General features: G+C 60.5%; 21 protein-coding genes and 1 tRNA gene. 11 read left to right on the top strand and 11 right to left on the bottom strand.

The window, feature by feature from the left end:
* Positions 1-155: 155 nt before the first annotated feature.
* Complete coding sequence (locus G7Y52_RS08695; RefSeq protein ID WP_165070410.1) at positions 156-524, top strand: hypothetical protein; 369 nt, start codon at positions 156-158, stop codon at positions 522-524.
* Here the strand turns inward: G7Y52_RS08695 and G7Y52_RS08700 are convergent.
* The 6 genes from G7Y52_RS08700 to G7Y52_RS08725 all read right to left on the bottom strand — a co-directional run bounded on the left by G7Y52_RS08700 (position 495) and on the right by G7Y52_RS08725 (position 6,310).
* Positions 495-1,697, bottom strand: coding sequence for an integrase arm-type DNA-binding domain-containing protein (locus tag G7Y52_RS08700; RefSeq protein ID WP_165070413.1), 1,203 nt, complete (start codon positions 1,695-1,697; stop codon positions 495-497). The genes G7Y52_RS08695 and G7Y52_RS08700 overlap by 30 nt on opposite strands.
* Before the next feature lie 341 nt (positions 1,698-2,038).
* The gene (gene tilS, locus G7Y52_RS08705) at positions 2,039-3,136 is read right to left on the bottom strand and encodes a tRNA lysidine(34) synthetase TilS (RefSeq protein WP_165070433.1); all 1,098 of its coding nucleotides are present in this window, start codon (positions 3,134-3,136) and stop codon (positions 2,039-2,041) included.
* Positions 3,137-3,151: 15 nt separating this feature from the next.
* Positions 3,152-3,487, bottom strand: coding sequence for a hypothetical protein (locus G7Y52_RS08710; protein WP_165070437.1), 336 nt, complete (start codon positions 3,485-3,487; stop codon positions 3,152-3,154).
* Positions 3,487-4,779: a glutamyl-tRNA reductase gene (gene hemA, locus G7Y52_RS08715; RefSeq protein ID WP_165070441.1), complete on the bottom strand. Its 1,293-nt coding sequence runs from the start codon at positions 4,777-4,779 to the stop codon at positions 3,487-3,489. The genes G7Y52_RS08710 and hemA overlap by 1 nt, the downstream gene beginning before the upstream one ends.
* A 12-nt stretch (positions 4,780-4,791) precedes the next feature.
* Positions 4,792-5,619, bottom strand: coding sequence for a cytochrome c biogenesis protein CcsA (ccsA, locus tag G7Y52_RS08720; protein ID WP_165070465.1), 828 nt, complete (start codon positions 5,617-5,619; stop codon positions 4,792-4,794).
* Positions 5,606-6,310, bottom strand: a complete 705-nt coding sequence (locus tag G7Y52_RS08725; protein ID WP_165070468.1) for a bifunctional precorrin-2 dehydrogenase/sirohydrochlorin ferrochelatase — start codon at positions 6,308-6,310, stop codon at positions 5,606-5,608. The genes ccsA and G7Y52_RS08725 overlap by 14 nt, the downstream gene beginning before the upstream one ends.
* A gap of 336 nt (positions 6,311-6,646) precedes the next feature.
* On the opposite strand from G7Y52_RS08725, the gene G7Y52_RS08730 reads away from it, so the two are divergent.
* On the top strand, positions 6,647-7,921 hold the full coding sequence (locus G7Y52_RS08730) for a glycosyltransferase family 9 protein (RefSeq protein ID WP_165070471.1): 1,275 nt from the start codon (positions 6,647-6,649) through the stop codon (positions 7,919-7,921).
* A complete protein-coding gene (locus tag G7Y52_RS08735; protein ID WP_165070474.1) occupies positions 7,921-9,189 on the top strand; it encodes a glycosyltransferase in 1,269 nt (422 codons plus the stop codon). Before G7Y52_RS08730 ends, G7Y52_RS08735 begins: the two co-directional genes overlap by 1 nt.
* Positions 9,190-9,269: 80 nt before the next feature.
* On the opposite strand, the gene G7Y52_RS08740 is transcribed toward G7Y52_RS08735, so the two are convergent.
* Entirely contained in the window at positions 9,270-10,253 is a 984-nt protein-coding gene (locus tag G7Y52_RS08740; RefSeq protein WP_165070477.1) for a hypothetical protein, read from the bottom strand.
* A gap of 366 nt (positions 10,254-10,619) precedes the next feature.
* Between G7Y52_RS08740 and ybgF the strand changes: the two genes are divergently transcribed.
* The 4 genes from ybgF to G7Y52_RS08760 all read left to right on the top strand — a co-directional run bounded on the left by ybgF (position 10,620) and on the right by G7Y52_RS08760 (position 15,346).
* A complete protein-coding gene (gene ybgF / locus G7Y52_RS08745; protein ID WP_165070481.1) occupies positions 10,620-11,951 on the top strand; it encodes a tol-pal system protein YbgF in 1,332 nt (443 codons plus the stop codon).
* A gap of 8 nt (positions 11,952-11,959) precedes the next feature.
* Positions 11,960-13,282: a DNA-processing protein DprA gene (gene dprA / locus G7Y52_RS08750; RefSeq protein ID WP_241159676.1), complete on the top strand. Its 1,323-nt coding sequence runs from the start codon at positions 11,960-11,962 to the stop codon at positions 13,280-13,282.
* A gap of 14 nt (positions 13,283-13,296) precedes the next feature.
* The gene (locus G7Y52_RS08755) at positions 13,297-14,244 is read left to right on the top strand and encodes a tyrosine recombinase XerC (RefSeq protein ID WP_165070512.1); all 948 of its coding nucleotides are present in this window, start codon (positions 13,297-13,299) and stop codon (positions 14,242-14,244) included.
* A 184-nt stretch (positions 14,245-14,428) separates the two neighbouring features.
* Positions 14,429-15,346, top strand: a complete 918-nt coding sequence (locus G7Y52_RS08760; protein ID WP_165070516.1) for a manganese-dependent inorganic pyrophosphatase — start codon at positions 14,429-14,431, stop codon at positions 15,344-15,346.
* An 87-nt stretch (positions 15,347-15,433) separates the two neighbouring features.
* On the opposite strand, the gene G7Y52_RS08765 is transcribed toward G7Y52_RS08760, so the two are convergent.
* Entirely contained in the window at positions 15,434-15,724 is a 291-nt protein-coding gene (locus G7Y52_RS08765) for a hypothetical protein (RefSeq protein ID WP_165070519.1), read from the bottom strand.
* 258 nt (positions 15,725-15,982) lie between these two features.
* Here G7Y52_RS08765 and hslU point away from each other — a divergent pair, with 258 nt between their 5' ends.
* On the top strand, positions 15,983-17,296 hold the full coding sequence (gene hslU / locus G7Y52_RS08770; RefSeq protein WP_165070523.1) for an ATP-dependent protease ATPase subunit HslU: 1,314 nt from the start codon (positions 15,983-15,985) through the stop codon (positions 17,294-17,296).
* A gap of 154 nt (positions 17,297-17,450) precedes the next feature.
* Here hslU and G7Y52_RS08775 read toward each other — a convergent pair.
* Positions 17,451-17,526: transfer RNA gene (locus tag G7Y52_RS08775), tRNA-Lys, on the bottom strand.
* Between the two features lie 204 nt (positions 17,527-17,730).
* Between G7Y52_RS08775 and G7Y52_RS15495 the strand changes: the two genes are divergently transcribed.
* From G7Y52_RS15495 to G7Y52_RS08790, 3 genes are all read left to right on the top strand, one after another.
* Positions 17,731-19,527, top strand: coding sequence for a cytochrome c biogenesis protein CcdA (locus tag G7Y52_RS15495; RefSeq protein ID WP_277424299.1), 1,797 nt, complete (start codon positions 17,731-17,733; stop codon positions 19,525-19,527).
* Positions 19,528-19,744: 217 nt separating this feature from the next.
* Entirely contained in the window at positions 19,745-20,221 is a 477-nt protein-coding gene (locus G7Y52_RS08785; RefSeq protein ID WP_165070526.1) for a chemotaxis protein CheW, read from the top strand.
* A gap of 202 nt (positions 20,222-20,423) precedes the next feature.
* The gene (locus G7Y52_RS08790) at positions 20,424-20,867 is read left to right on the top strand and encodes a GNAT family N-acetyltransferase (RefSeq protein WP_165070531.1); all 444 of its coding nucleotides are present in this window, start codon (positions 20,424-20,426) and stop codon (positions 20,865-20,867) included.
* Between the two features lie 42 nt (positions 20,868-20,909).
* Here G7Y52_RS08790 and G7Y52_RS08795 read toward each other — a convergent pair whose 3' ends face one another.
* Positions 20,910-21,143, bottom strand: a complete 234-nt coding sequence (locus tag G7Y52_RS08795) for a hypothetical protein (RefSeq protein ID WP_241159677.1) — start codon at positions 21,141-21,143, stop codon at positions 20,910-20,912.
* 13 nt (positions 21,144-21,156) lie between these two features.
* A complete protein-coding gene (locus G7Y52_RS08800) occupies positions 21,157-21,795 on the bottom strand; it encodes a GDSL-type esterase/lipase family protein (RefSeq protein WP_165070537.1) in 639 nt (212 codons plus the stop codon).
* Positions 21,796-21,805: the final 10 nt, after the last annotated feature.

Genomic DNA, 21,805 nt, shown 5'->3' on the forward strand with positions numbered 1-21,805 from the left:
ATCATCATTCCCGCATATCTTATTCAGAAATTTTTATCTGAAACTGCGGACAGCGCGGACGTTGCTCCTGCACAAAAAAAGGAAATTCCCCCGCAAAAACCACCGGCTCCGGCAAGAGCATCTTTCATCGTGCCGGATTCGCCGGATAAGAAGTTGTGAACATAAACGCGTCGATTTTTTATGTGGGCGGAAGCAAAGGCGGCGTGGGGAAAAGCAAGGTATCTTTCGCCCTGATCGACTACCTGCTTGAAGACGGGAAAAAGGTGCTTTTGCTGGAAAGCGACAACCTCAAATCCTGCGGAATGGTCGACGGCGGCGCGAAAAAATCCTGCCGATCCTCAAAAAACAAACGGGGAAAAGGCGGCAAAACAAACAAAAATTCTTGGGTGTTGAGTGGGACTTTGATAAAACATAAACAGTTAGCACAGATAAAAGAGCGCCCCTGTCCGAGACGGAATCTCTGGAACCGGGGGAGCGGGCGCGTGTCTTGTCTTTTATGCTGTCTGTCGTACTTTTCCGCGTAACATATCCAGATAGTCAGCGTACTCCTGAACCATGCGTCGCCGTTCCGGAAGATACTCGGCATAGTTGTACGCGGCGCGGACGCCGTTGCGCTCGCAGTGGGCAAGCTGGCGCTCTATCCAGTCTGTGTTATAGCCAAGCTCGTTCAGGAGGGTGGACGCCATTGATCGGAAGCCGTGAAAGGTATGTTCGCCGGTGGCACAGCCGAGTTGCCGCAGGACGCGCAACGGGCCTCCCCTGTACATGGGGCCGTCGTTTCCCGCCCGGTTGCCAGGAAAGACAAAGCGTCCATCGCCGCTTTTCTCATGCAGCTCATGGAAAATCGTCAGGGCCTGACGCGAAAGCGGCACCATGTGGATTTGCTTCATCTTCATCCGCTCCGCCGGAATACGCCATTCCGCCGCCTCAAGATTGATTTCCTCCCATTCCGCGTGGATCAGTTCATTGGCACGGACAAAAACCAGCGGCGCAAGACGCAGGGCGCGGGAGATGAAAAAGTTCCCCTTATATGCGTAGATCCTGCGCAACAGTTCGCCCACGGCAACGGGTTCGGTAATGGCCGCATGGTGGCCGTTGACCGTGGGGGCGAGAGCGCCGCGCAAATCGGCGGCAATGTCGTGTTCCGCCCTGCCGGTGACAACGGCGTAACGGAAAATCCGCCCGGCATCGCGCAATGCCTTGTGGGCGATGGTCAACGCGCCCCGTTCTTCCACCCGCCGGAGAACGGCCAGCAGTTCCCTTGGTGTAATAGCGTTGACGGGACGTTTGCCAATGTGGGGAAAGAGATTTTCCTCCAAGATGCGGATGACCGCCTTTTGGTATGAGGGAACCCACTTTGGCGAGTATTTGGCGCACCATTCCCGCGCCACGTCCTCGAAAGAGTTGCGGGCCGCTTCCGCCGCCGCTTCTCTGGCCTGCCGCCGGGCCTCGCTGGGATCGATATGTTCCCGCAGCAGCTTTTTGGCGTCTTCCCGTTTGTCCCGCGCTTCGCGCAGGCCCACGGACGGATACGGGCCAAGGGAAAGGAGCTTCTGCCTGCCCGCGAAGCGGTACGCCAGCCGCCACGATTTTTTGCCCGTGGGCGTGACGTAGAGAAACAGCCCCCCGCCGTCCGAGTGCTTCTGAATCTTGCCGTTGGCTGTGACATGCCGTATGAATGTGTCGGTCAGTTTCATCCGGCCACCTCCAGAGTGGTGTTTCCTGGTACGGTTGGACTGACTGCTACCAACATATTTCTGAAAAAACCTTTTAATACAAGGTATTACAAGAAATATACCGGTAGCTGAGAGGGGAACCCCGCTCAGTTTTCCAGGGCCGGGGGCAGCACTGCCCGACCTTGGGAAAGGCCGTCATTGACAGCCCAGACCTACCAAAAGACTACCAACACGTCTACCAACGGTTTTTGTGGATGCAGGTGGATTTTTGTGGATGGGATAAGGCAAAGATGCCTGATTAACATATTTAAATTACATGCTAATCAGACATCTTTGGACTTCCTGAAATGAGTTGGGTAACTTCAAAGTGAAAATGCTCTATTCTTCTGCGCTGTTTTTTTGCTTTTGTCGTACTTGCAAAAGCGGATTTCGCCGCTTTTCAGCCGGGCTTCCACACCGCCGGGCAATTGAAAGCGGGTGTTGCCGCGTCCCTCACGCAAAGCCTCGTCGAGCTTGAGCAGGGTTCGCGCTCTGGCCTGGCCGCTGCTGCGGCTTTGGCTGCCTTCCGGGCCTGAGGCAAGTCGGCGCAGCGCCGCAAGGTACAGGCGCAGGCGGGCTGCCGGGTGCAGGGCGGCCAGCAGCATCCGGGGCAGAACGATGCCGGCGCTGTCTTCCTGCCAGGGGCAGGCGGCAAGAGCCGCGCTCAGGGTGGATTGCCAATACTCTTTGTCCCATTGCGCCAAACGCCAAAGATCGGCCAGCGTCCGGTTCAGGGCCGGGTTTTTTGCGCGCAAACGGGGCAGAACCGCATGGCGCATGAAGTTGCGGGTAAAGACGCAATCCCGGTTGCTGGCATCTTCCCGCCAGCGGATGCCGCATTCGCGCAGCAAATTTCTGAGATCTTCCGGCTGCGTGAAAAGAAGGGGCCGCAGCAATCGCCGCTGCCCGTCTCTGGCCGTCATGCCGCCCAGCGCAGGCCAGCCTGTGCCCCGCACAAGGCGCAGCAGGATATCTTCAGCCAGATCTCCGTTGTGATGCCCTGTGACCACAAAATCGGCATCCTGCTCTTTTCGCGCTGCTTCCAATAAGGCATAACGCCGCGCGCGCGCGGCTTCTTCCAGGCTCAGACGTTCCTGCGCGGCCAGAGCCGCGACATTCGTCTCGCGCAGTACGCAGGCAATGTCCAGTTGCGCGCAAAAATGCAGGGTCCAGCGGGCATCCTCCCCGGCTTCCGGCCGCAGGCCGTGGTGCACGGTCAGAGCGCGGAGATCCAGCTTGAGACGCGGGGCCAGAATGCGCAGAATGAGGGCCAGCGCCGTGGAATCAGCCCCGCCGGAAAGCGCCAGCAACAGGCGCAGGCCGCGCGGCATGCCCAGATCGCGCAGCCAGAAGCGCTCTACATTCAGGCAAAGCCGGGCCGATGCCGGGGTGAGTGCGCGCAGATCAGGCAAAAACTTCATGGAAAGGGTAAGAGGTCAGGCCGTGACATTCAGATCGCACAAAAGCTGATCCAGATAGGCCTGCATATACTCCCGCAATGGGGATGAGGCATAGTGCACACATTCGCAGCGCAGGCGGCCGCGGGCCCGCACCAGCAGTTCCAGGCGCACGCCGCGCTCCTCGACTTCCAGGCCCATGACGTGCGGGCCGCAGTCTTGCGCATGCTCGCGCTGCACGGGAGATAAGAGCTCCAGCGGCACGGGAAGCCAGAAAAGGCCTTCCATGCCCGCGCCCAGGCCCATATCCTGAAGTGTACGGGCCAGCCGCGCAGTATCCTCGGCGTTCAGTTCGTCAATGAGATAGGAGCGCATCAGCTTTTCCTGCCACAGGCGCCGCCTGGCTTGTCCAGATTGAAAATCCGCCGCACAATGCTGATGCGCGGCGCGCTGCCTTCCTGGGCCATGCCGCCGCCTTTCAGAAACATGATCGGGTCATGGTTCATCTTCCGGATCAGAGCGTTGGTCATGGCCGACAGCGCTTCACGGTGTTCATCGCTCAGCGGCCCCAAGCGTTTGAGGGTGCGGGCCAGCTCTTCCTGGGCCATGCGCTCGCCGCGCCGGATCAGGTCGACGATGGTAGGCTGGGCGTCCAGGCTGTTGAGCCATTGCGCAAAGAAATCCACTTCCTCGTTGACGATTTCCACAGCTTTGGCCGCCTCGTCGCGGCGATTGGCCAGATTTTCTTCAACAACTTCTTTAAGATCGTCAATATCGTAAAGATAGACGTTGTCCAGGCCGTTGACATCGGGATCAATATCGCGGGGCACTGCAATGTCGATGAAAAACATGGGCCGGTTTTTACGTGCCTTGAGCACTGCCCGGATGTCCCTGGCCCGGATGATCGGTTCGGGCGAGCCCGTGGAGGTGATAATAATATCGACCTCGGTCAGATGTTCCGTCAATCGCTCAAAGGCCACGGCGCGGCCGTGGAACTGCGCGGCCAGCTCTTCACCCCGGGCCAGGGTGCGGTTGGCCACCAGAATTTCGTCAATGCCCGCCTGCAAAAGATGCGTGGCCGCCAGTTCGGCCATTTCCCCGGCGCCCACCAGCAGAGCCTTGTGGGGATGCATGTCCCCGAAGATGCGCTTGGCGAGCTCCACGGCCGCATAACTGATGGAAACGGCGCTGGAGGCCACGGCCGTCTCGGTGCGGACCCGCTTGGCCACTGAAAAGGCCTTGTGCAGCAGACGGTTGAGAATCACGCCGGTGGCGCGGCAGTCCACCGCCTTGCGGTAGGCGGTCTTCAACTGCCCCAGAATCTGCGGCTCGCCCAGGACCATGGAGTCCAGGCTGGAGGCCACGGAAAAAAGGTGGCGCACGGCTTCCAGATTTTTGTGAATGTAAACGTAGGGCGCGAGTTCGCGGGCGTCGGCGTCGCGCGCCCTGGCCCAGCAGTCAAGCATCTGGCCGGACACGTCGCCCGTGCCCGCGGCAAGCAGCTCAACGCGATTGCAGGTGGAAAGAATCATGGCCTCGTTTACGGCGCCGGCGCAGGGCAATGCCCAGTGCTCCTGGTCGCAGTAATTGGTCAGGGCAAAACGCTCGCGCACGTCCACTCCGGCAGTGCGGTGATTGAGGCCCACAAGGAAAATGTCGCAGTCCATAGCCCAGCCTGCTTAACGGCGGATGAAGGCGTGGTGCGTGACCATAAAGGTATTCACCACAATTATCGAGAAAAGACAGAGCACAAAGATGAACACAGCCAGGCGCGCGGGCTTGCGGCCCTTCCAGCCGTTCGCCAGACGATTGTGAAAGAGCACGGCAAAAAGCAGCCAGACCACGATGCTGACAACTTCCTTGGGATCGCCCGTGACCGTGGCCCCAAACACCGGCTTGGCCCAGATCAGCCCGGCAACAATGCCCAGGGTATAGAGCGGAAAGGCCGTCAGGGTGGTGAAGGCGTTGATTTTATCCAGGATGGAGAGCGCGGGCATGTCTTGCCAGAAACCGCGCATGCGCTGTTTGCTTTTGATCCTGCCTTCCAGAAAAAGAAACAGGGCCCCGGCGGCAAAGGCAAGCGCGGTCAGCCCCAGGCTCAGAAAGAGCGCGCCGATGTGCAGGGCGTAAAAGGGCGCTTTCAGCGAGGGCGGCACATGTATCAGGGCGCTCAGATACGGGGCGGACATGGCAAAGAGTATTAATCCAAGGGGCGCGGCAAAGAGCAGCGCCGTTTCCTGGCGCATTTTGAACCAGACAGCCAGGCCACAGAGCAGCACAAACCAGGCCAGCATCTGCAGATACGCGCCAAGGCTCAGGCCGCCGGGCAAGGAGGTATGAAAACCCAGGGCCAGCATCAGGGTCTGGCAGGCAAAACCGGCCAGCGCCAGCCAGCAGCCCAGACGCCGCCAGAAAAGACTGCGCGCCACCATGCCCGCAATGCCCGCAATGCTTGCCAAAGCATACAGGATTAGGGTGACCAGGGTGGAGACTTCAGGGGAGATCATCAAGCAACTCCGCTAGATGTGTATGCAAAACCGGCGGCAATTCCGCCAGAAGCCACTGGCGGCAGCGTTGAAAATCACCCTCGCCCAGCCATTGCTGCAAGGGCGATGCCGCCACCCTGCGGAACAATTGCGCATTCTGCCCTGTCTCAAGGTTCAAGGCAAGAACCAGCGGCCGCAGGCGGCCCATCAGGCAGGCCATGCGGGCCCGGGGCGCAAGCCAGAGCTCAAGCTCGTTGCGCCAGCGCCGGGCCAGAGCCGGGCTGGCTCCGCCGGTGGAAAGCGCGACCGCCAGATCTTCATGCCGGGCAACGGCAGGGACCAGGAAAGAACCCAGCTCCGGCGCGCTGACGCAATTGCACGGCACGGCAGCCTCGCGGCACCAGGCGGCAATCCGGGCATTCTCCCGCGCATCGCCGGTGGCGGCAAAAACCAGAGCGCGGCCCTGCACATCTTCCGGCGTGCAGGCGCGCTTTTCAAACCGCACATGCTCATGCGCCAGCAGCGAAACGGCGTCCGGGGACGTGGCTGCCGCTGCCGCCGTGTCCAGCACGAGCACCGAGGCGGGCGCGCAGCGCAGCAGGCCCGAGAGTTTACGGCGGCCCACTTCACCCAGGCCCGCCAGCAAACAGTGTTTGCCCTCCAGCGAGAGAAAAAGAGGGTAGAGCGGCGCGCTGGCATGTAGTGCATTCATAATCCGGCCTTTGCCTTTCAGCCGCGGCAGCAGAGCACGGCGAACATGCAGGGAAGGAAAAGAATATACAAAGAGCGGCGTTTTGCAAAGGGCGCGCGGCTTGCCTCAGGCGGATGAATGCGCTAGGTTTTCCTTCCGGTCGCCGTCTCAAGCCTGGGCTGGCGTCCACATGCAAAAAGCCCCAGGGCAACGCCCGGAGGATTTGGCGGCGCAGCCGCCGTGAGTGAGCGCAAGCGACCGGCGGCAGCCCCGGGAGTTATCTGCGCACTGCCGTGAATTTCTCCTGCCGACGCCCGGCCTGTGCCGGAGAAAATATCTATCTGTTAAGGATGGCTGATGGCTGCTTTTCTGGTCTTGCAAGCGGCACGCTTCGGCGACCTTGTGCAGAGCAAGCGCCTGATCCGCACGCTGGAAAGCCGTGGCCGGGTCCATCTCGGCATTGAGGCGGGGCTCGCTCCCCTGGCCCGGCTGTTGTACCCGGCGGCTGAAATTCATCCCCTGCATCTGCACGCGCAGCCGCAATATCAGGCCCTCAAACACAACAGGGAAATGCTGGCCCAGTGGCAGGCAACCGACTTTCAGGCCGTGTACAACTGCAACTTTTCCGGCATGACGGCGGCTCTTTGCCGCTGCTTCGAGCCGGAACTGGTGCACGGCTACCGCCCTGCGCCGGGGGGCATCCTGCGTTCCGCCTGGGCGCGCAAAGCCTTTCGCCTCAGTGAGCGGCGCGCGGTTTCGCCGCTCAATCTCGTGGATTTCTGGGCTCATTTTGCAGATTCCCCAGTGGCGGCGGATCTGGTCAATCCCCAGGCCCGGCCCGGCGGGCAAGGCCTGGGCGTGGTTCTGGCCGGGCGCGAATCGCGCCGCTCCCTGCCGGTTCCCGTGCTGGCCGCAGTGCTGGAAACGGCCTTCAAGGCGCTGGATGGGCCGCCCGTCCGCCTGCTGGGCTCCAAAGCCGAACAAGCCGCCGCCCGCAAGCTTTTGCGGCTCTTGCCGCTCCGAATCCAGGAACGGACAAGGGATCTCAGCGGCAAAACCGACTGGCCGGGCCTTGTGGACGCCGTGCGCGGCCTGGACGCATTGATCACCCCGGATACGGGCATCATGCATCTGGCGGCTCATCTGGGCGTGCCTGTGCTGGCTTTTTTTCTCTCCTCGGCAAGCGCGCATGAAACCGGGCCTTACGGCCGGGGGCATTTTATCTGGCAGGCAGCGCGGGCCTGCGCTCCCTGTCTGGAGTCGGCTCCCTGCCCCCATGCGACAGCCTGCCTTGCTCCCTTTCGCCAAGCGGGCCTCCTGCGCTCCCTGGCCACCTGCCTGCGGGGCGAAACAGGATCGCAGGCGCCTTTGCCGGATGATCTGCAACTCTGGCAGAGCAATCTGGATGCGCTTGGCTGCGTCTTGCGTCTGCAAGCCGGGTCGGACCCGCAGGCTCGGCAACGGGCTGCCGTCCGTGCCGCGCTGACTGAATTTTTGCGGCTGCCCAAAGCTGCGGGGGATGTTTGCGGCGCTACGGCGCTCCAGACCGAAAGCGCACCCGCTCCGGCGGTTCCGGATGACTGGCTGTGCCAGGACCTTGATTGGATGCTGCCGCCCGGGAGGTATTGCTGATGGCTGTTGCGCCCCTGCGTATTCTGGTGATTCTGCCCATGTACGGCGGTTCCTTGCCCATTGGCCGGTATTGCGCGGCTGCGCTGCGTGAGCTCGGCCACACCGCGCATGTCTTTGAGTCGCCGCTGATGTATCCGGCATTTACCGGCCTGCAAGGCCTGGCGCTCACGCCGAACCGGGCCGCGCAACTGGAACATTCTTTTTTGCAAGTGCTTTCTCAGGCCATCTGGGCCCAGGTTGAGTCCGTGGAGCCGCATCTGGTGCTGGCGCTGGCCCAGGCTCCGGTCAGCCGCAGCCTGCTGCAGCGTCTGCAGCGCAGCGGCGTGCGCACGGCCATGTGGTTTGTGGAAGATTACCGCCTGTTTACTTACTGGCGAGCCTATGCGCCGCTTTACGATGTTTTCGCGGTGATTCAGAAAGAGCCTTTTCTTTCGGAGTTGGCGGCACTGGGCGTCCGCTCCTTGTATCTGCCCCTGGCGGCCCTGCCCGACTTCCACAAACCGCTTGCGCTCAGCCCGGTCGAGCAACGTGAATACGGGGCGGACATCGGCTTTCTCGGGGCCGGCTATCCCAACCGGCGGCTGGCCTTCCGGCGGCTGGCCGGCCGCGATTTCAAAATCTGGGGATCGGACTGGGAAGGGGAAAGCCTTCTGGCTGGTCACGTCCAGCGTCAGGGCGCGCGCATTGGCGAAGAGGAAAGCGTCAAAATTTATAACGCCACGCGGGTCAACCTTAATCTGCATTCCAGTTTGCAGACCAACGATCTGGTCAGCCACGGGGATTTCGTCAATCCGCGCACCTTTGAGCTGGCCGCCATGCGCGCCTTTCAACTGGTGGACGAGCGCACGCTGCTGCCCGAATTGTTTGCCCCGGATGAACTGGCCACCTTTGCCAGCCTGGAAGAATTTTACGCAAAAATTGATTATTTTCTTGCCCGGCCCGAGGAGCGCGCGGCCTACGCCGCGCGCGGCCAGGCGCGGGTTGTGCGGGAACATACCTATGCGCGGCGCATGGCCGCCTTGCTGGAATACTGTGAGCAAAGCCTGGGCCCCTGGCAGGAAAGCGGCCCGGAAAAAGCGCCCCTGCCGGAACTGCCCGCGGAAGTGCAGGCGGAGCTGGCGCAACTGGCCCGAAAATTGGGCCTGGGGCCGCATGCCTCCTTTGAGGACGTGCTGGCGCGCTTGCGCCAACAGAGCGGCGCGCTCAGCGATTTGGAAACAAGTCTGCTCTTTCTGGACGAATGGCGCAGGCAATATTTGCAGCGGTAAGCCTTGGTAAGCCTTCGCGCCCAGGGCCAGCGCAGGCATGGCGGCTGCGCGCTGCGCGTCGCAGCGTCTTCTCCGCTCATTCAGATGCCGGGCTGTGTGTCTGTATGCGTGACGAGGCCGTACATGGCCGTGGCTTCCAGATAATAGGGCAGCATGAAGGTAATGCTGATCACCAGCGCCGCCAGCAAAGTCAACTTGTGACGAAGGGCTATGGCGCTGCGGCAGACCAGCGTCCAGAGCAGAGCCGGAATCAGCCAGAGCAGCAGGCGGGAGGTCTGGATAATCGCGTCCTGCATTGTGAAGGCTCCAGCCTGCCAGTGCTGGGCGATCTGCATGCCGCTGGATATGAGCAGCAGAAGCCAGAACAGACCCCAGGCATTGCGGGCCCAGGCCGCGCACCAGGGGATCATGGCATTATAATGATCCCTGCCGAAATCGTCGTGGGCGCGCCGCAGAGGGAGCCACAGCGCGCCGAAGGCCGCAGGCATGGCCAGAATCAGCAGGGGCGTATAGCATAACGCGCTCCAGAAGGGGGAGCCCCATTCCGGCCGAAAAAGATCGCCCAGGGTCATGGTTGCGGCGTCAGGCTGGGCAAGCGCCGTCAAAAAGCGGGCTGAGGCCAGAGCCGCCACCACTGCCGCGCTGCCCTGCACCCCGCTCAAAATGCCCAGGGTCACATGCAAAACGGGCATAGTGGCCAAGGGTTTCCAAAGCGCATGGTAGAGGCTGCCGATCAGAACTCCCACCCCCAGCAGTATCCAGGTCATCTCCACCATGAAACCCGGCAGAGAGTCCGGGGTGTAGCCTTCCTGGGTGAAAAAAAGCCAGATACGGCCGCCGATCAGCAACAGCCAGCCCAGAATCAGGCCAAGGGCAGCAAGTTGGCGGGCGCATTTGTCATATGAGGATCGTCCACGCGTATGGGCCAGAATCCTGGCTGTGGCGGACATGAAGCCCATGCCGGCAAAAGCCAGGAGCATGGCCAGCGGAATGACAATCCCCAGTACGTCCAGACCGGTTTGCAGCAGAGGATTGACGCGGAGAAACTCATGCACCGAGTTCATTGAGCACCGCCTTGCGCCCGGCAAAAGGACCGGCTGTAAATATTCATGCTTACTCCTTGCGGTATTGCGCTGACCGGCTGTGTTCTGTACCCTGAGGAAAACGCATACAGGCCTGTTTTTGCCTCAAAATTACGGTCGCCGCAAGAGTTCTCAGAGCAGTATGCCAGAGAAAATGCTCTCTTGCCGCACATGGCGCGCTGCGCCGCGCAGCGGCGTGGATTCTGGAAAAAACCGCGTTTTTTGGCAAAGTGATCCTCATAACTCGTTTGTATGACGATGTATGAAATGAGCTCTGGACAAATTCAATCCGAAAAATGCTCTGAAGATCGACCGGACTTGCGGCGGAAAAAGGGTGTGGGGAGTACTATGAAAAAGCTCTTGATGATACCGGCAGCCTGCCTGCTTTTGGCAGGCGGTTGCGCTTCAACGGCTCAGATGCGCAAGCTTGAAGAAAGCAACCGCACAAACCAGGCGACGCTGCGCGAAACGGATCATCGCCTGCAAAAACTGGAACAGAGCGTTGCGGCGCTGGATAGCCAGGTCGCCATGCTCAACAACCGGGCCTATGAAGTGCGCACCCGTGGCGGTCGCAAAACCGGCATGACCGTTGTGCCGATCATTCAGGCACAGACCGCCAGGGCCGCTGCCTACAGCCCGCCGCTTTCTCCTGCTTCTGTTCCGGCGGGCATGCCGACTTCGCGCAACATGCCCGCCCGGGCACTACAGGCGGATCAAAGCGCGCAAAAGGGGCACAATTCTCAGTCCGCCGCTGCATCCACAAGGGATGCAGGCCCATCGTCCCCGTCCGACCGGGTGATCAATCCGGCCGCGCCGCCCACGCCCTTGCCCGGCAAAACCGATGGCGCGCGCGCCAAAGTCGGCAATAGCCCCGACGCTTCCCGCAAATCCGGCGTAGCCGGCCCTGCGGGTCGGGTGGGCAGCCCCGACAGGGTGGCCGGCCCTACAGGACAGTTGGCCGCAAGCGAGCCTGCGCCCGGCAGTCTGGCCCTTCCGCCGGTTGAAAATCCTGCGCTTGCGACGTCTCAAAAGGACGCAGCCCCGGCTGCCAACGCTGCGGGAGGAAAGGGAGTCTCCGCGCCGCCCGCCGCCGGCACGCCTCTTGCCGCCCAAAGCGGAACTGACGGCAATGCCGCGGTGCAGGTGCCGGCATTGCCCCCCTCGGCGCTGTCGCTGCCGCCGGAGCATCCGGGCTTGCCTCCGCTGGGCGCGGCCGCCGCCGAGACAAGCGCGCCGCCCGCTTCGCGGGAGAGTGCCGTTGCGCCGCAAGCCTCGCCTCCCCAAACCGTTGCCGCTCCCAAAGCCGGAAAAGGCGAGGACCGGGCATATAAAGCGGCATTGCAGGTGGCGCTTTCCGGGCGTTCAGCCGAGGGAATTGCCCGCTTTCGGGAATTTTTGCAGCACTATCCCCAGGGCCGCTACGCGGCCAATGCCGAATACTGGACTGGCGAATGCCTGTATGCCCAGGGCAAGCTGCAGGAAGCTCTGGCCCAGTTTGAGAAAGTCAATGCCGCGTATCCGCGCCATCACAAGAATGCCGACGCCTTGCTCAAGGCGGGCATGTGTCTGAGCCGCCTTGGCGATAAGCAGGGCGCGGCGAGCAAGTACAAGACGCTTCTGGCTGATTTTCCCAATTCCGAGGCCGCCCGCCTGGCGCGCTCACGCGGATTTGCGCGCTGAACATGGCTTTGCGGAAGCAAGACAATGACCTGCACGCTGCAGGGCGCGGCGGGATCGACCACAGGGCCGCCTCTGTCCCGACCTGGGCATATATGGATCAGGCGGCGCGCACCGAATTCTGGGCCAGCCTGGCCTTGCGGCATTGCCGGGGCCTGGGCGCGCTCTCCCGCGCGCGGCTGCTCAAGACCTTCGGCTCGGCATATAACGCCGTGCAAGCCCGGGAGCGCTGGCCCGAAGCCGGGCTTACCCGCCGTCAGGCCGCGGAGATGGCGACCGGCTCCTGGCGAGTCACCGCAAAGGAAGAGTGGAACCGCGCGCAAACAGTGCAAGCGCACATCCTGCTCTGGTCTGACCCGCGCTATCCGCAACGACTCCGCGAGCTTCCAGACGCGCCGGTTCTGCTCTATTGCCGCGGCGACCTTTCCCTGCTGCATTCCCCGGCTTTTGCCGTTGTGGGATCGCGACGCGCCACGTCTCAGGGGCGCAGTATGGCATCCTACATGGCGCGCTGTCTTTCGGCCTGCGGCATAGCCGTTATTTCCGGCATGGCCCTGGGCATCGACAAGGTGGCCCATGAGGCTGCCCTGGCGCGGGTAGGGCGGAGCATAGGCGTGCTGGGCACCGGCATTGATCAAATCTATCCCAGGAGCAACGCCCGGCTCTTCGGGGAAATGACGGAAAAGGGCCTCCTGGTAACGGAATTTGCCCCCGGGGCCTTGCCGCTGGCAGAACACTTTCCCATCCGCAACAGGATTATCAGCGGGCTGGCTCTGGGCGTGCTGGTGGTGGAAGCGGCAAGCCGCTCCGGCAGTCTGATCACCGCCAGGCTGGCTCTGGAGCAAAACCGCGAGGTATATGCCGTGCCCGGCCCGGCTTTGGACGCGCACTGCCTGGGCTGCCAGCAATTGGTGCGTCAGGGCGCGCGGCCGGTGTTCAGCGCCGAAGACGTGCTGCTGGATCTGGCCGAACAGTTGCGGCCCTTCGGGATCAGCCACGAAACCCTGCCGGAAGAGGAAAAAAGAGCGCCTTTTCCCAGGCCGGAGGAGGAACCCGCGGCTGCGACGACGCGCAACGCCGCTGCCGTACCCGGAAAAAATTCGCGGTCCGGGCCCGCGGCCGGGCCTGTTTGCCCTCCTGCCGACGCGCTGGTTCCGGAAGAGCGCAAGGAGCGGCTGCTTGCCTGCCTGCGCGCCCAGGGAGCCATGCAGGCCGACGCTCTGGCGCTTGCCCTGGATATTTCCGTCTCGGAACTGAATACCTTGCTGATCGGTCTGGAAATGCTGGGGAGGATCAAGCGGCTGCCCGGGGCCCGCTATGAGGCTTTGCCGTGAGAGCGGGCAAAAGTATGCCGTCTTCTCTGGACGGGGCCGGGAAAGCCCGGCCTCTGATCGAGGCGTTCCTGGCCTGGCTTGCCGTGCAAAAAGGCGCTTCCGAGGCAACGCAAAAAGCCTACGCCGCGGATCTGACGCAACTGGCGGTTTTTTTGCATGAACAGGGCGCGGATCTGGCCCGGCCGGGGGAGATAAGCCGCAAGCATATTCAGGCCTTTCTGGCCTGGCTTTTTCGCAAGGGCACGGCTAAAAGCTCCATGGCCCGCAAACTGGCCGCCGCGCGTTCTTTCTTTCGTTTTCTGCAACGCAGCGGGCAGGTTGGCGAAAATGTGGCTGCCGCTGTGCGCAATCCGCGTCAGGAAAGGCGCCACCCCCGCGCGTTGAACGTGGATGAAACATTTGCCTTGCTGGACGCGCCCAGGGCCGACGCGCCCACGGATGCTCACAAGGCGCGTTTGCTTTGCAGGGATCTGGCCCTGGCCGAGCTGCTCTATGGTTCCGGCTTGCGTATCTCCGAGGCGCTGGGCCTGGACGTGGACGACGTGCAGTTGACTTCCCGCGTGCTGCGGGTCATGGGCAAGGGCTCTCGCGAGCGCCTGGCGCCGCTTTCCGACACTTCCTGCAGCAGTCTGGCGGCCTGGCTGGACGAGCGACCCTTGCTGGCTTTGCCCGAGGAAGCGGCGCTTTTTGTGGGCGCGCGCGGCGCACGGCTCAACCGGCGCGAGGCAGCCCGGATCATTGCCCGGCTCTGCCGCCGGGCCGGGCTGGACGTCACGGTTTCTCCGCACAGCCTGCGCCATTCTTTTGCCACCCATTTGCTGACCGCCGGGGCGGATTTGCGCAGCGTGCAGGAACTTCTGGGGCACAGACGCCTGACGACCACCCAGCGCTATACCCAGGTGAGCCTTGAGCATCTCGTGCAAGTCTATGATCAGGCCCATCCGCGTTCAGGGAAAAAGTAAAAAAATCACGAGCCGTTTTGGGGGCTTTTTCTCTGAAGTTCAAGTCCAAAGCATCTGCCGTTTTTTCTTCGGAGCCGGGAAATTTGCGCCAAAGCTCTTGGCATGGCCGCGCCCTTGTGCTAAAGATAACAAATCGGCCCATCATTACGTTATTTTCAAGAATCATACCGGAAGGAGTCATGTCATGCCCGCATTCGTTCTTGGCCATATGAATCCCGATACCGACAGCATTATTTCCGCCATCGCCGCCGCCGATCTGTACGGCAAGCGCGGTTTTGACGTCACCCCCGCGGCTCAGGGCGCGCCCACCCCGGAAACCGAATTCGTGCTCAAAAAATTCGGCCTTTCCGCGCCGCAGATCGTCAACGACGTGGCGGGCAAGGAATTGTATCTGGTGGATTTCTCGGATCTGCCCCAGGCTCCGCAGGGCATGGATTCCGCCACAGTGCTGGGCATTGCCGACCATCATAAACTTGGCGACGTGACCACCTCCACGCCCCTTGAGGCCTGGATCTGGCCCGTGGGCTGCACCTGCACCGTGCTCAAGAATATGTATGACTTTTACGGGGTGGAGATTCCCAAAAATATCGCCGGCGGCATGTTGTGCGCCATACTTTCCGACACGGTCATCTTCAAGTCTCCCACCTGCACCGAGGCCGACAGGAAGGCCGTGGAGGCTCTGGCCAAAATCGCGGGCGTGAGCGACGTAACGGCGCTGGGCATGGAAATGTTCAAGGTCAAGAGCGCGGTGGAGGGCACCTCCATGCATGATCTGGTCTTCCGCGACTACAAGGACTTTGACATGAACGGCAATAAGGTGGGCATCGGCCAGTTGGAAGTGGTGGATCTTTCCATACTGGATAACGTCAAGGCCGGTCTTCAGGAAGAAATTGCCAAGGTCAAGGGCGAGGGACGCCACAGCGTTTTCCTGCTGCTCACGGACATCATGAAGGAAGGTTCGGAAATGCTGATCGTTTCCGATAATCCGGCGGTGGTGGAAAAGGCTTTCGGCGTCAAGCCGGAAGGCAATTCCGTCTGGCTGCCCGGCGTCATGAGCCGTAAAAAGCAGGTGGTGCCCAATTTTGAAAAGGCCTTTAAATAAGCTGCCGCAGTAAACGCAAGAACCCCGGCTCGCCGGGGTTTTTTGCGCCCTGGTTTTAGAGCGTTTTGCTAATGAAAGCAGCTACTCTCAGGCCCCATTGGCATCGAAAAGACGCAAAAGACCTGCGGCAACAAAAATCTGGCCCACAGCCAGCGTGAGATCGCGATCAACAGCGGCTGCGCCGAGCACAAGAAGCGCGCCCAAAAGCAGGAGCAGGCGGCGGCGCAGTCGCAGAAAAGCCAGTTGCAGCAGTGCGCCGCTCAGCAGTAAAAGAGGAAAAAGCCAGAGCGGCAGAGCATCATTGAGAAGAATATGCCGGCATGCCGCTGTTTGCTCAGCGGCCGTCTCGGCAAAGCGCGCAAGCTGGATTGCTTCCATGCGGCAATGCTAGCTCTTCATGGAAAAAATAACCAGTTCCTGTTGCGCGCGAGTTTTGCAGGTTTGCCGGATGAAAACAATGATTTTCACCCGGCAATCCGCGGCGTTGAAGGCGAAAAAACTATGCTTTGCGGGCCTGGCAGTGCGCGTCAGCACCGGCCTGCAAACCGGGGCTGCGACACATCTGCGCTTCGCCATTGCCAGGCGGCGGAGAGTGCGTATAGTAACGCCTGTACGCAGAAACAGCAGGAGCAGTTGATGAGCACCTTGACACCTCGTGAAATCGTGGCTGAGCTGGATAAATTCGTGGTGGGGCAGGAACAGGCCAAGCGCATGGTGGCCGTGGCCGTGCGCAACCGCTGGCGGCGGCAGCGCCTTGCGCCGGAATTACGCGACGAAGTGGCTCCCAAGAACATCATCATGATGGGCCCCACCGGCGTGGGCAAGACCGAGATAGCGCGGCGTCTGGCCAAACTTTCCGGAGCTCCGTTCATCAAGGTGGAGGCTACGAAATTCACTGAAGTGGGATATGTGGGCCGTGATGTGGAATCCATGGTGCGCGATCTCATGGAAATCGGCGTCACTCTGGTGCGCGAGGAGGAAAACGAACGCGTGCGCAAAGCCGCGGAAGCTGCCGCCGAGTCCCGCCTCCTGGACTTGCTTCTGCCAAGCTCGTTCGGGCAGGAAGAACGCGCCTCAACCCGTGAGAAACTGCTGCAGCAGTTTCGTCTGGGTTTTCTGGATCAGCGCGAAGTGGAAATGGAAGTCATGGAGCAGGGCGGCCAGGGCATCGACATTTTCGCCATCCCGGGCATGGAGCAGGTGGGCGGCCAGGTCAAGGACATGTTCAGCAAGGCTTTTCCGCCGCGACGCAGCCGCCGCAAGATGAAAATCCGCGACGCCTTCAATGTGCTCGTGCAGGAAGAGTCAGGCAAACTTGTGGATCAGGAAGCGCTCCGCGAGCGGGCCAAAGAGCGTGTGGAGCAGAGCGGCATTATTTTTATTGATGAAATCGACAAGATCGCCAGCACGTCGCAAAACCGAACGTCCGACATTTCACGCGAGGGCGTGCAGCGCGATCTTCTGCCCATTGTGGAAGGCAGCGCCGTGAATACAAAATACGGCATGGTCCGCACGGATCATATCCTGTTCATTGCGGCCGGAGCCTTTCATTTCAGCAAGCCTTCGGACATGATCCCCGAACTTCAGGGCCGCTTTCCTTTGCGCGTGGAGTTGCAGGCTCTGGGCAAAGAGGAGTTTCTGCGCATCCTCAAAGAGCCGGACAATGCCTTGACCAAGCAGTACGAGGCTTTGCTGGGCACCGAGCAGATCCGGCTCAGCTTCACCGAGGACGGCCTTGAGGAAATCGCGGCCTTTGCGGAGGATACCAATTCGCGCACGGAAAACATCGGCGCACGCCGCCTGTACACGATCATGGAAAAAATTCTGGCCGACATCTCTTTTGATGCCCCGGACATGCCCGGGGCGCAGGTGCTGGTCAACCGCAACTATGTTGCGGAGCATCTGCAGGATGTGCGCAAGGATCAGGATTTGAGCCAGTATATCCTTTAAATGCTTTTGCCTGCCGCCCTGGCGGCAACCGCGGCAACTGGACTTGGCGGTCGCGTGCGGATAAAATGAATGCCCGCGCGCGGTCGCACGCCTTCGAGTTTGTTCTGAACTCCGAAAAAAAGGGTTTGCGGCATTGCCGCAAACCCCAAATTTTTGGTGGGCCATCAGGGACTCGAACCCCGAACCAACTGATTAAGAGTCAGCTGCTCTACCAATTGAGCTAATGACCCGACAGGCGTGAAAAGGGGTTTACGCATATGTGGCTCACTTGTCAAGCAATTTTGCGAAAATTTCAACATAATTGAGATAATACATTGTATTTAAAAACTATTTTTCAGATCTTGCGTCGGCATGTTCCTGGCGCAGTATGCCTTCTGGCCTTTTTCAGTTGCGTTGCGTTCTTCCCCTTCCAGGCAAAGGCAGAAAGCGTTCCCCTGCAAGTGGAGTTTGCCCGCGACGGTGAAAATATTGTTGTTGCCATGCGTCTCGCAATCCCAGCCGGCTATCACGCCTATGCCCATGAATCAGGCGACGCGGGGCGTCCCACGGTGCTGGATTTTGCGCTTGAGGGCGGCCGGATGCTGCCCGTCTGGTATCCGGCCGGAACCATGCAGCGTGATTTCTATGATACCGAAGCCACGGTTTTCGTCTATGAAGGCGAGGTCGTGTTTTTTTCGGCGCTGCCCGTGCAGGCCATCGGCAAGCCCTACACCATCGGCATGAGCCTTTTGCTTTGCTCAAATCGCCGTTGCCTGCCGGTCAATCAAAGTTTCACCGGCACAGTGCCGCAGGAGATGCCCCTCATTTCGGAAGCGGCCTGGAGCGGCCAATGGCAAAAACTTAACGGCAATCAACCCAGCCTCGCGCATGTGCCGGAAACGCCTGACGCGCCCGAGGCTGTGGGCAGGGCTCCGGTCGGAAGGGTGGCGCCGCCGCTGAGCGCGGCTGCGGCGGATGCGGCTTCAGGGCATGAGATCCCGGCTTCAGGCGACGGTTTTGATCTGCAACTGACGCCGCGCTATGCGGACGCCTCCGTGGAAATATCCAGCCTGGGCAAAGCCCTCTTGCTGGGGATTCTGGCCGGTCTGCTGCTGAACGCCATGCCGTGTGTGCTGCCGGTTCTCACCTTCAAGATCAGCGGTCTGCTGCTGATGGGCGGCATTGGGGACAAAAACGGGCTCAGGCGCTTCCGCGAGCACAACATCTGGTTTGCCGCGGGCGTGATGACCTTGTTCACCGGGCTTGCCCTGGTCCTCGGGCTCGCGGATCTGATGTGGGGACAGCTCTATCAGAATCAGGGAATCCTCCTGTTCATGCTGCTCATTGTTTTTCTGATGGGCCTCTCCATGCTCGGGGTGTTCACCCTGCCGGTGATTGACCTCAAACCCGGCCAAAATGCCAAAAATCCCCGCGTGCAATCCTACCTGACCGGCCTGGTGTCCACTTTTCTGGCAACGCCGTGCAGCGGGCCGCTTCTGGGCGGCGTTCTGGGCTGGGCCTTTACCCAGCCCCTGGTGATTCTCATGGTGGTGTTCTGGGCTGTGGGCCTGGGCATGGCCTTGCCGTACCTGCTGTTCTGCCTCTGGCCGAATATGGCAAGGATCTTGCCCCGGCCCGGCCCCTGGATGCAGGTTTTTGAGCGCATTGTGGGTTTTTTTCTGTTGGGCACAGCACTGTATCTGCTCTCCATCCTGCCTGTGGAAAAGCATATGCAGGTTCTCAGCGTGCTCTTGCTGGTCTCCTTCTGCGCCTGGTTCTGGGGCCGGTATTGCGGCATGGACGCCCCCCCCTTCCGCCGTCGCCTGGCGGGCATCGCGGGCATTCTGCTTTTGTGCGCCGCCGTGGTCTGGGTACTGCGGCCTGTGGCGCCCCTGCCGCAATGGCGCGATTTCAGCCCCGAATATTTTACCTCCCAACTGGGCAAAAAGCCCATGCTTCTTGAATTTACCGCCGACTGGTGCCCCAATTGCAAGTTCATGGAGGCAACAGTGCTGACGGACGAGCGCCTGCGCGCCTGGCAGGCCCGTTACGGCATGGAGCTTGTGCGCGTTGACCTGACTGACGCCAATGCCTATGCCGTGCGTCTTCTGCAGGCTCTGGGCAGCAAGAGCATCCCCTTGACGGCATTGTTCGCGGCCGGCGATGGGGCCTCATCTCCCCTGGTTCTGCGGGATGTTTACGGCGTGGAGGCTCTTGAGCAGGCCCTGGGCGAGACTTTCGGAGGAAAGTAAGGTTTTTTTCGCTATCGGCCTATGGCACTTTACGGAACTGTCGATAAGGAATATGTGCATTGCATAAGTCTGTCCAAACACTGCTCACAGGCCGGGCGATCAGCTCTGCCGCGGCCGTACCCGCAAACCGCAGGTCGGGGCCCCAGGTTCTGTTGCCTCCGGATGTCGGGGTTTTTTGAAACAGCTTGAAAAGCGTATATGCGACAAGGGAGCAGATATGGATCAAAACCAGAAAAAGCAGGATGATGAACTCCTGCAACTGGTGACGTTCAGCATCGGCGAAGAGGAATTCGGGGTTAATATCCTCAAGGTGCAGGAAATCATCCGCACTATGGAGATTACCAAGGTTCCCCGCGCGCCGGAGTTCGTGGAAGGCGTCATCAACTTGCGCGGCAAAGTGATCCCGATCATTGATCTGCGGCGTCGTTTCGGCCTTGTGCCCAAAGCGCATGATAAAAACACACGGATCATTGTGATTGAGATCAACAACATTATCGTGGGCTTTGTCGTGGACGCCGTTTCCGAGGTTCTGCGCATACCCGCGAGCACGGTGGAACCGCCGCCGCCTGTAGTGGCGGGCGTGGAATCCGATTATATCAGCGGGGTCGGCAAATTGCAGGATCGACTGTTGATAATGCTGGATTTGGACAAGCTGCTTTCCAGTGAAGACATGGATATGCTGAGCACCTTGTAAACGCTTTCGACGCGCCTGAGGCAGATCACCATCAAGGTTGAGAATCGAAATTTTCAACCTTGATTTGCTCTCAGGGCATTTGTTCCTGAATGCGGCGCACTGTTCCCACCGGCAGTGCGCCGCATCTCTGATTGAAAAGCGGAGCTCGCCTTGCCGGGATGTCTGTCGTGGACGTGGGTTCATTGCCACGGAAAGTCTTGCCATGCGCATTGAAAAAATTACGGAGCGCAAAAAGCGCTTTTTGGAGCTCCTTTTGCTGGGGGACGAGCAGGAGGACATGATTGATCGCTATCTGGAGCGGGGGGAAGTATTCGCGCTTTTTGATCCGGATCTAAAAAGTATCTGTGTGGTGACCGACGAAGGCAACGCCACCTGCGAGCTGAAAAATCTGGCCACCTACGCGGCTTTTCAGGGCCGGGGCTATGGGACGCGACTGGTGGAGTATCTTTTCCGGCACTATCACGGCAAATATGCCGCCATGGTGGTGGGAACAGGGGAAGTTCCGGGCCTTCTGGCTTTTTATGAGCGTCTGGGCTTCCGCTTTTCCCATCGTCTGAAAAATTTTTTCACGGTCAACTACCGCGAGCCCATTGTGGAGTGCGGCGTGCGGCTCGTGGATATGATCTGCCTTAAAAAAAGCCTCTGAGGAAGCCCCGCCTTTGCCCATGCCGCGGCCAGGAATCAGGGTTCAACCATTCCTGGCGCAATCGCCGGATTGCGGCGCGCGCAGCTTCCGGCTTGAGCGCAGGCGCAATTCCGCCACAATGGCCTTTTCATAATCCGGCGCAATGGAAAAATCCGTATGCAGCTCCGTGGAAAGCAGGCTTTCAATCTGCTGGGTTTCTTCCCAGATTTGCAGCAACTCGTCATCCGCCAGGCTTTTTACGCGTTCGGCAAAAGAATCTTCGTCACTGAACGGCATGCACGATCCCATTTCACGCCACCTCCGGTTCCATATCCGTGCGCAGAAAGTCCTGAACGACCTTTTGCGACAACAGGGTTTCAGCCATAATCGCGCAGCCTTCGGGGCCGGGATGCAGACCGTCGCTCAAATCGTCCATATAGGCGCGGGAGGCCGCGAGTGTGGCATGGATATTGGCAAAGGGCAAAGCCATTGCGGCGCAGAGCTCGGCCTGCGCTTCAGTAAGGCTTTCTATGCGGCGGCGCGCCTCGGCATCCGCCACGGGCGGCGGGCTGATCAACAGGGTGGGCGCAAGAGAGGCGGCTTCGGTCAACATGGCCCTCAGGATACGCGCGGTTTTGGCGAGAGCGGCCGGCTGGCCGCCGCCCGGGGAGGCCATGTCCACCACGCCGGCGCAAAAAGCCAGGCGCGGCACAAGGCCGGGCATCTGCCTGCAATCCACTTCCTGCCGCCAACGGCGCGCCAGATCCGCGACGCTTTGCCGCCGCGCGCCCAAATTGTAAAATGTCGCCGGGGGGAGGCGATACAAGCCCGCTTCACGTCCCAAAAGCGCCAGACGGCTGACCCAGCCGCCGGGCATCCTGCAGTCATTGACCCCAAGGGTCAGTGAATCGCCGAAAAAGAACCAGGCGTGAGTAAATGCGCGTGACATGATATGCGTA

The sequence above is a fragment of the Desulfovibrio sp. ZJ200 genome (assembly GCF_011039095.1).
In the GTDB taxonomy this organism is placed as follows: Bacteria; Desulfobacterota; Desulfovibrionia; order Desulfovibrionales; family Desulfovibrionaceae; genus Desulfovibrio.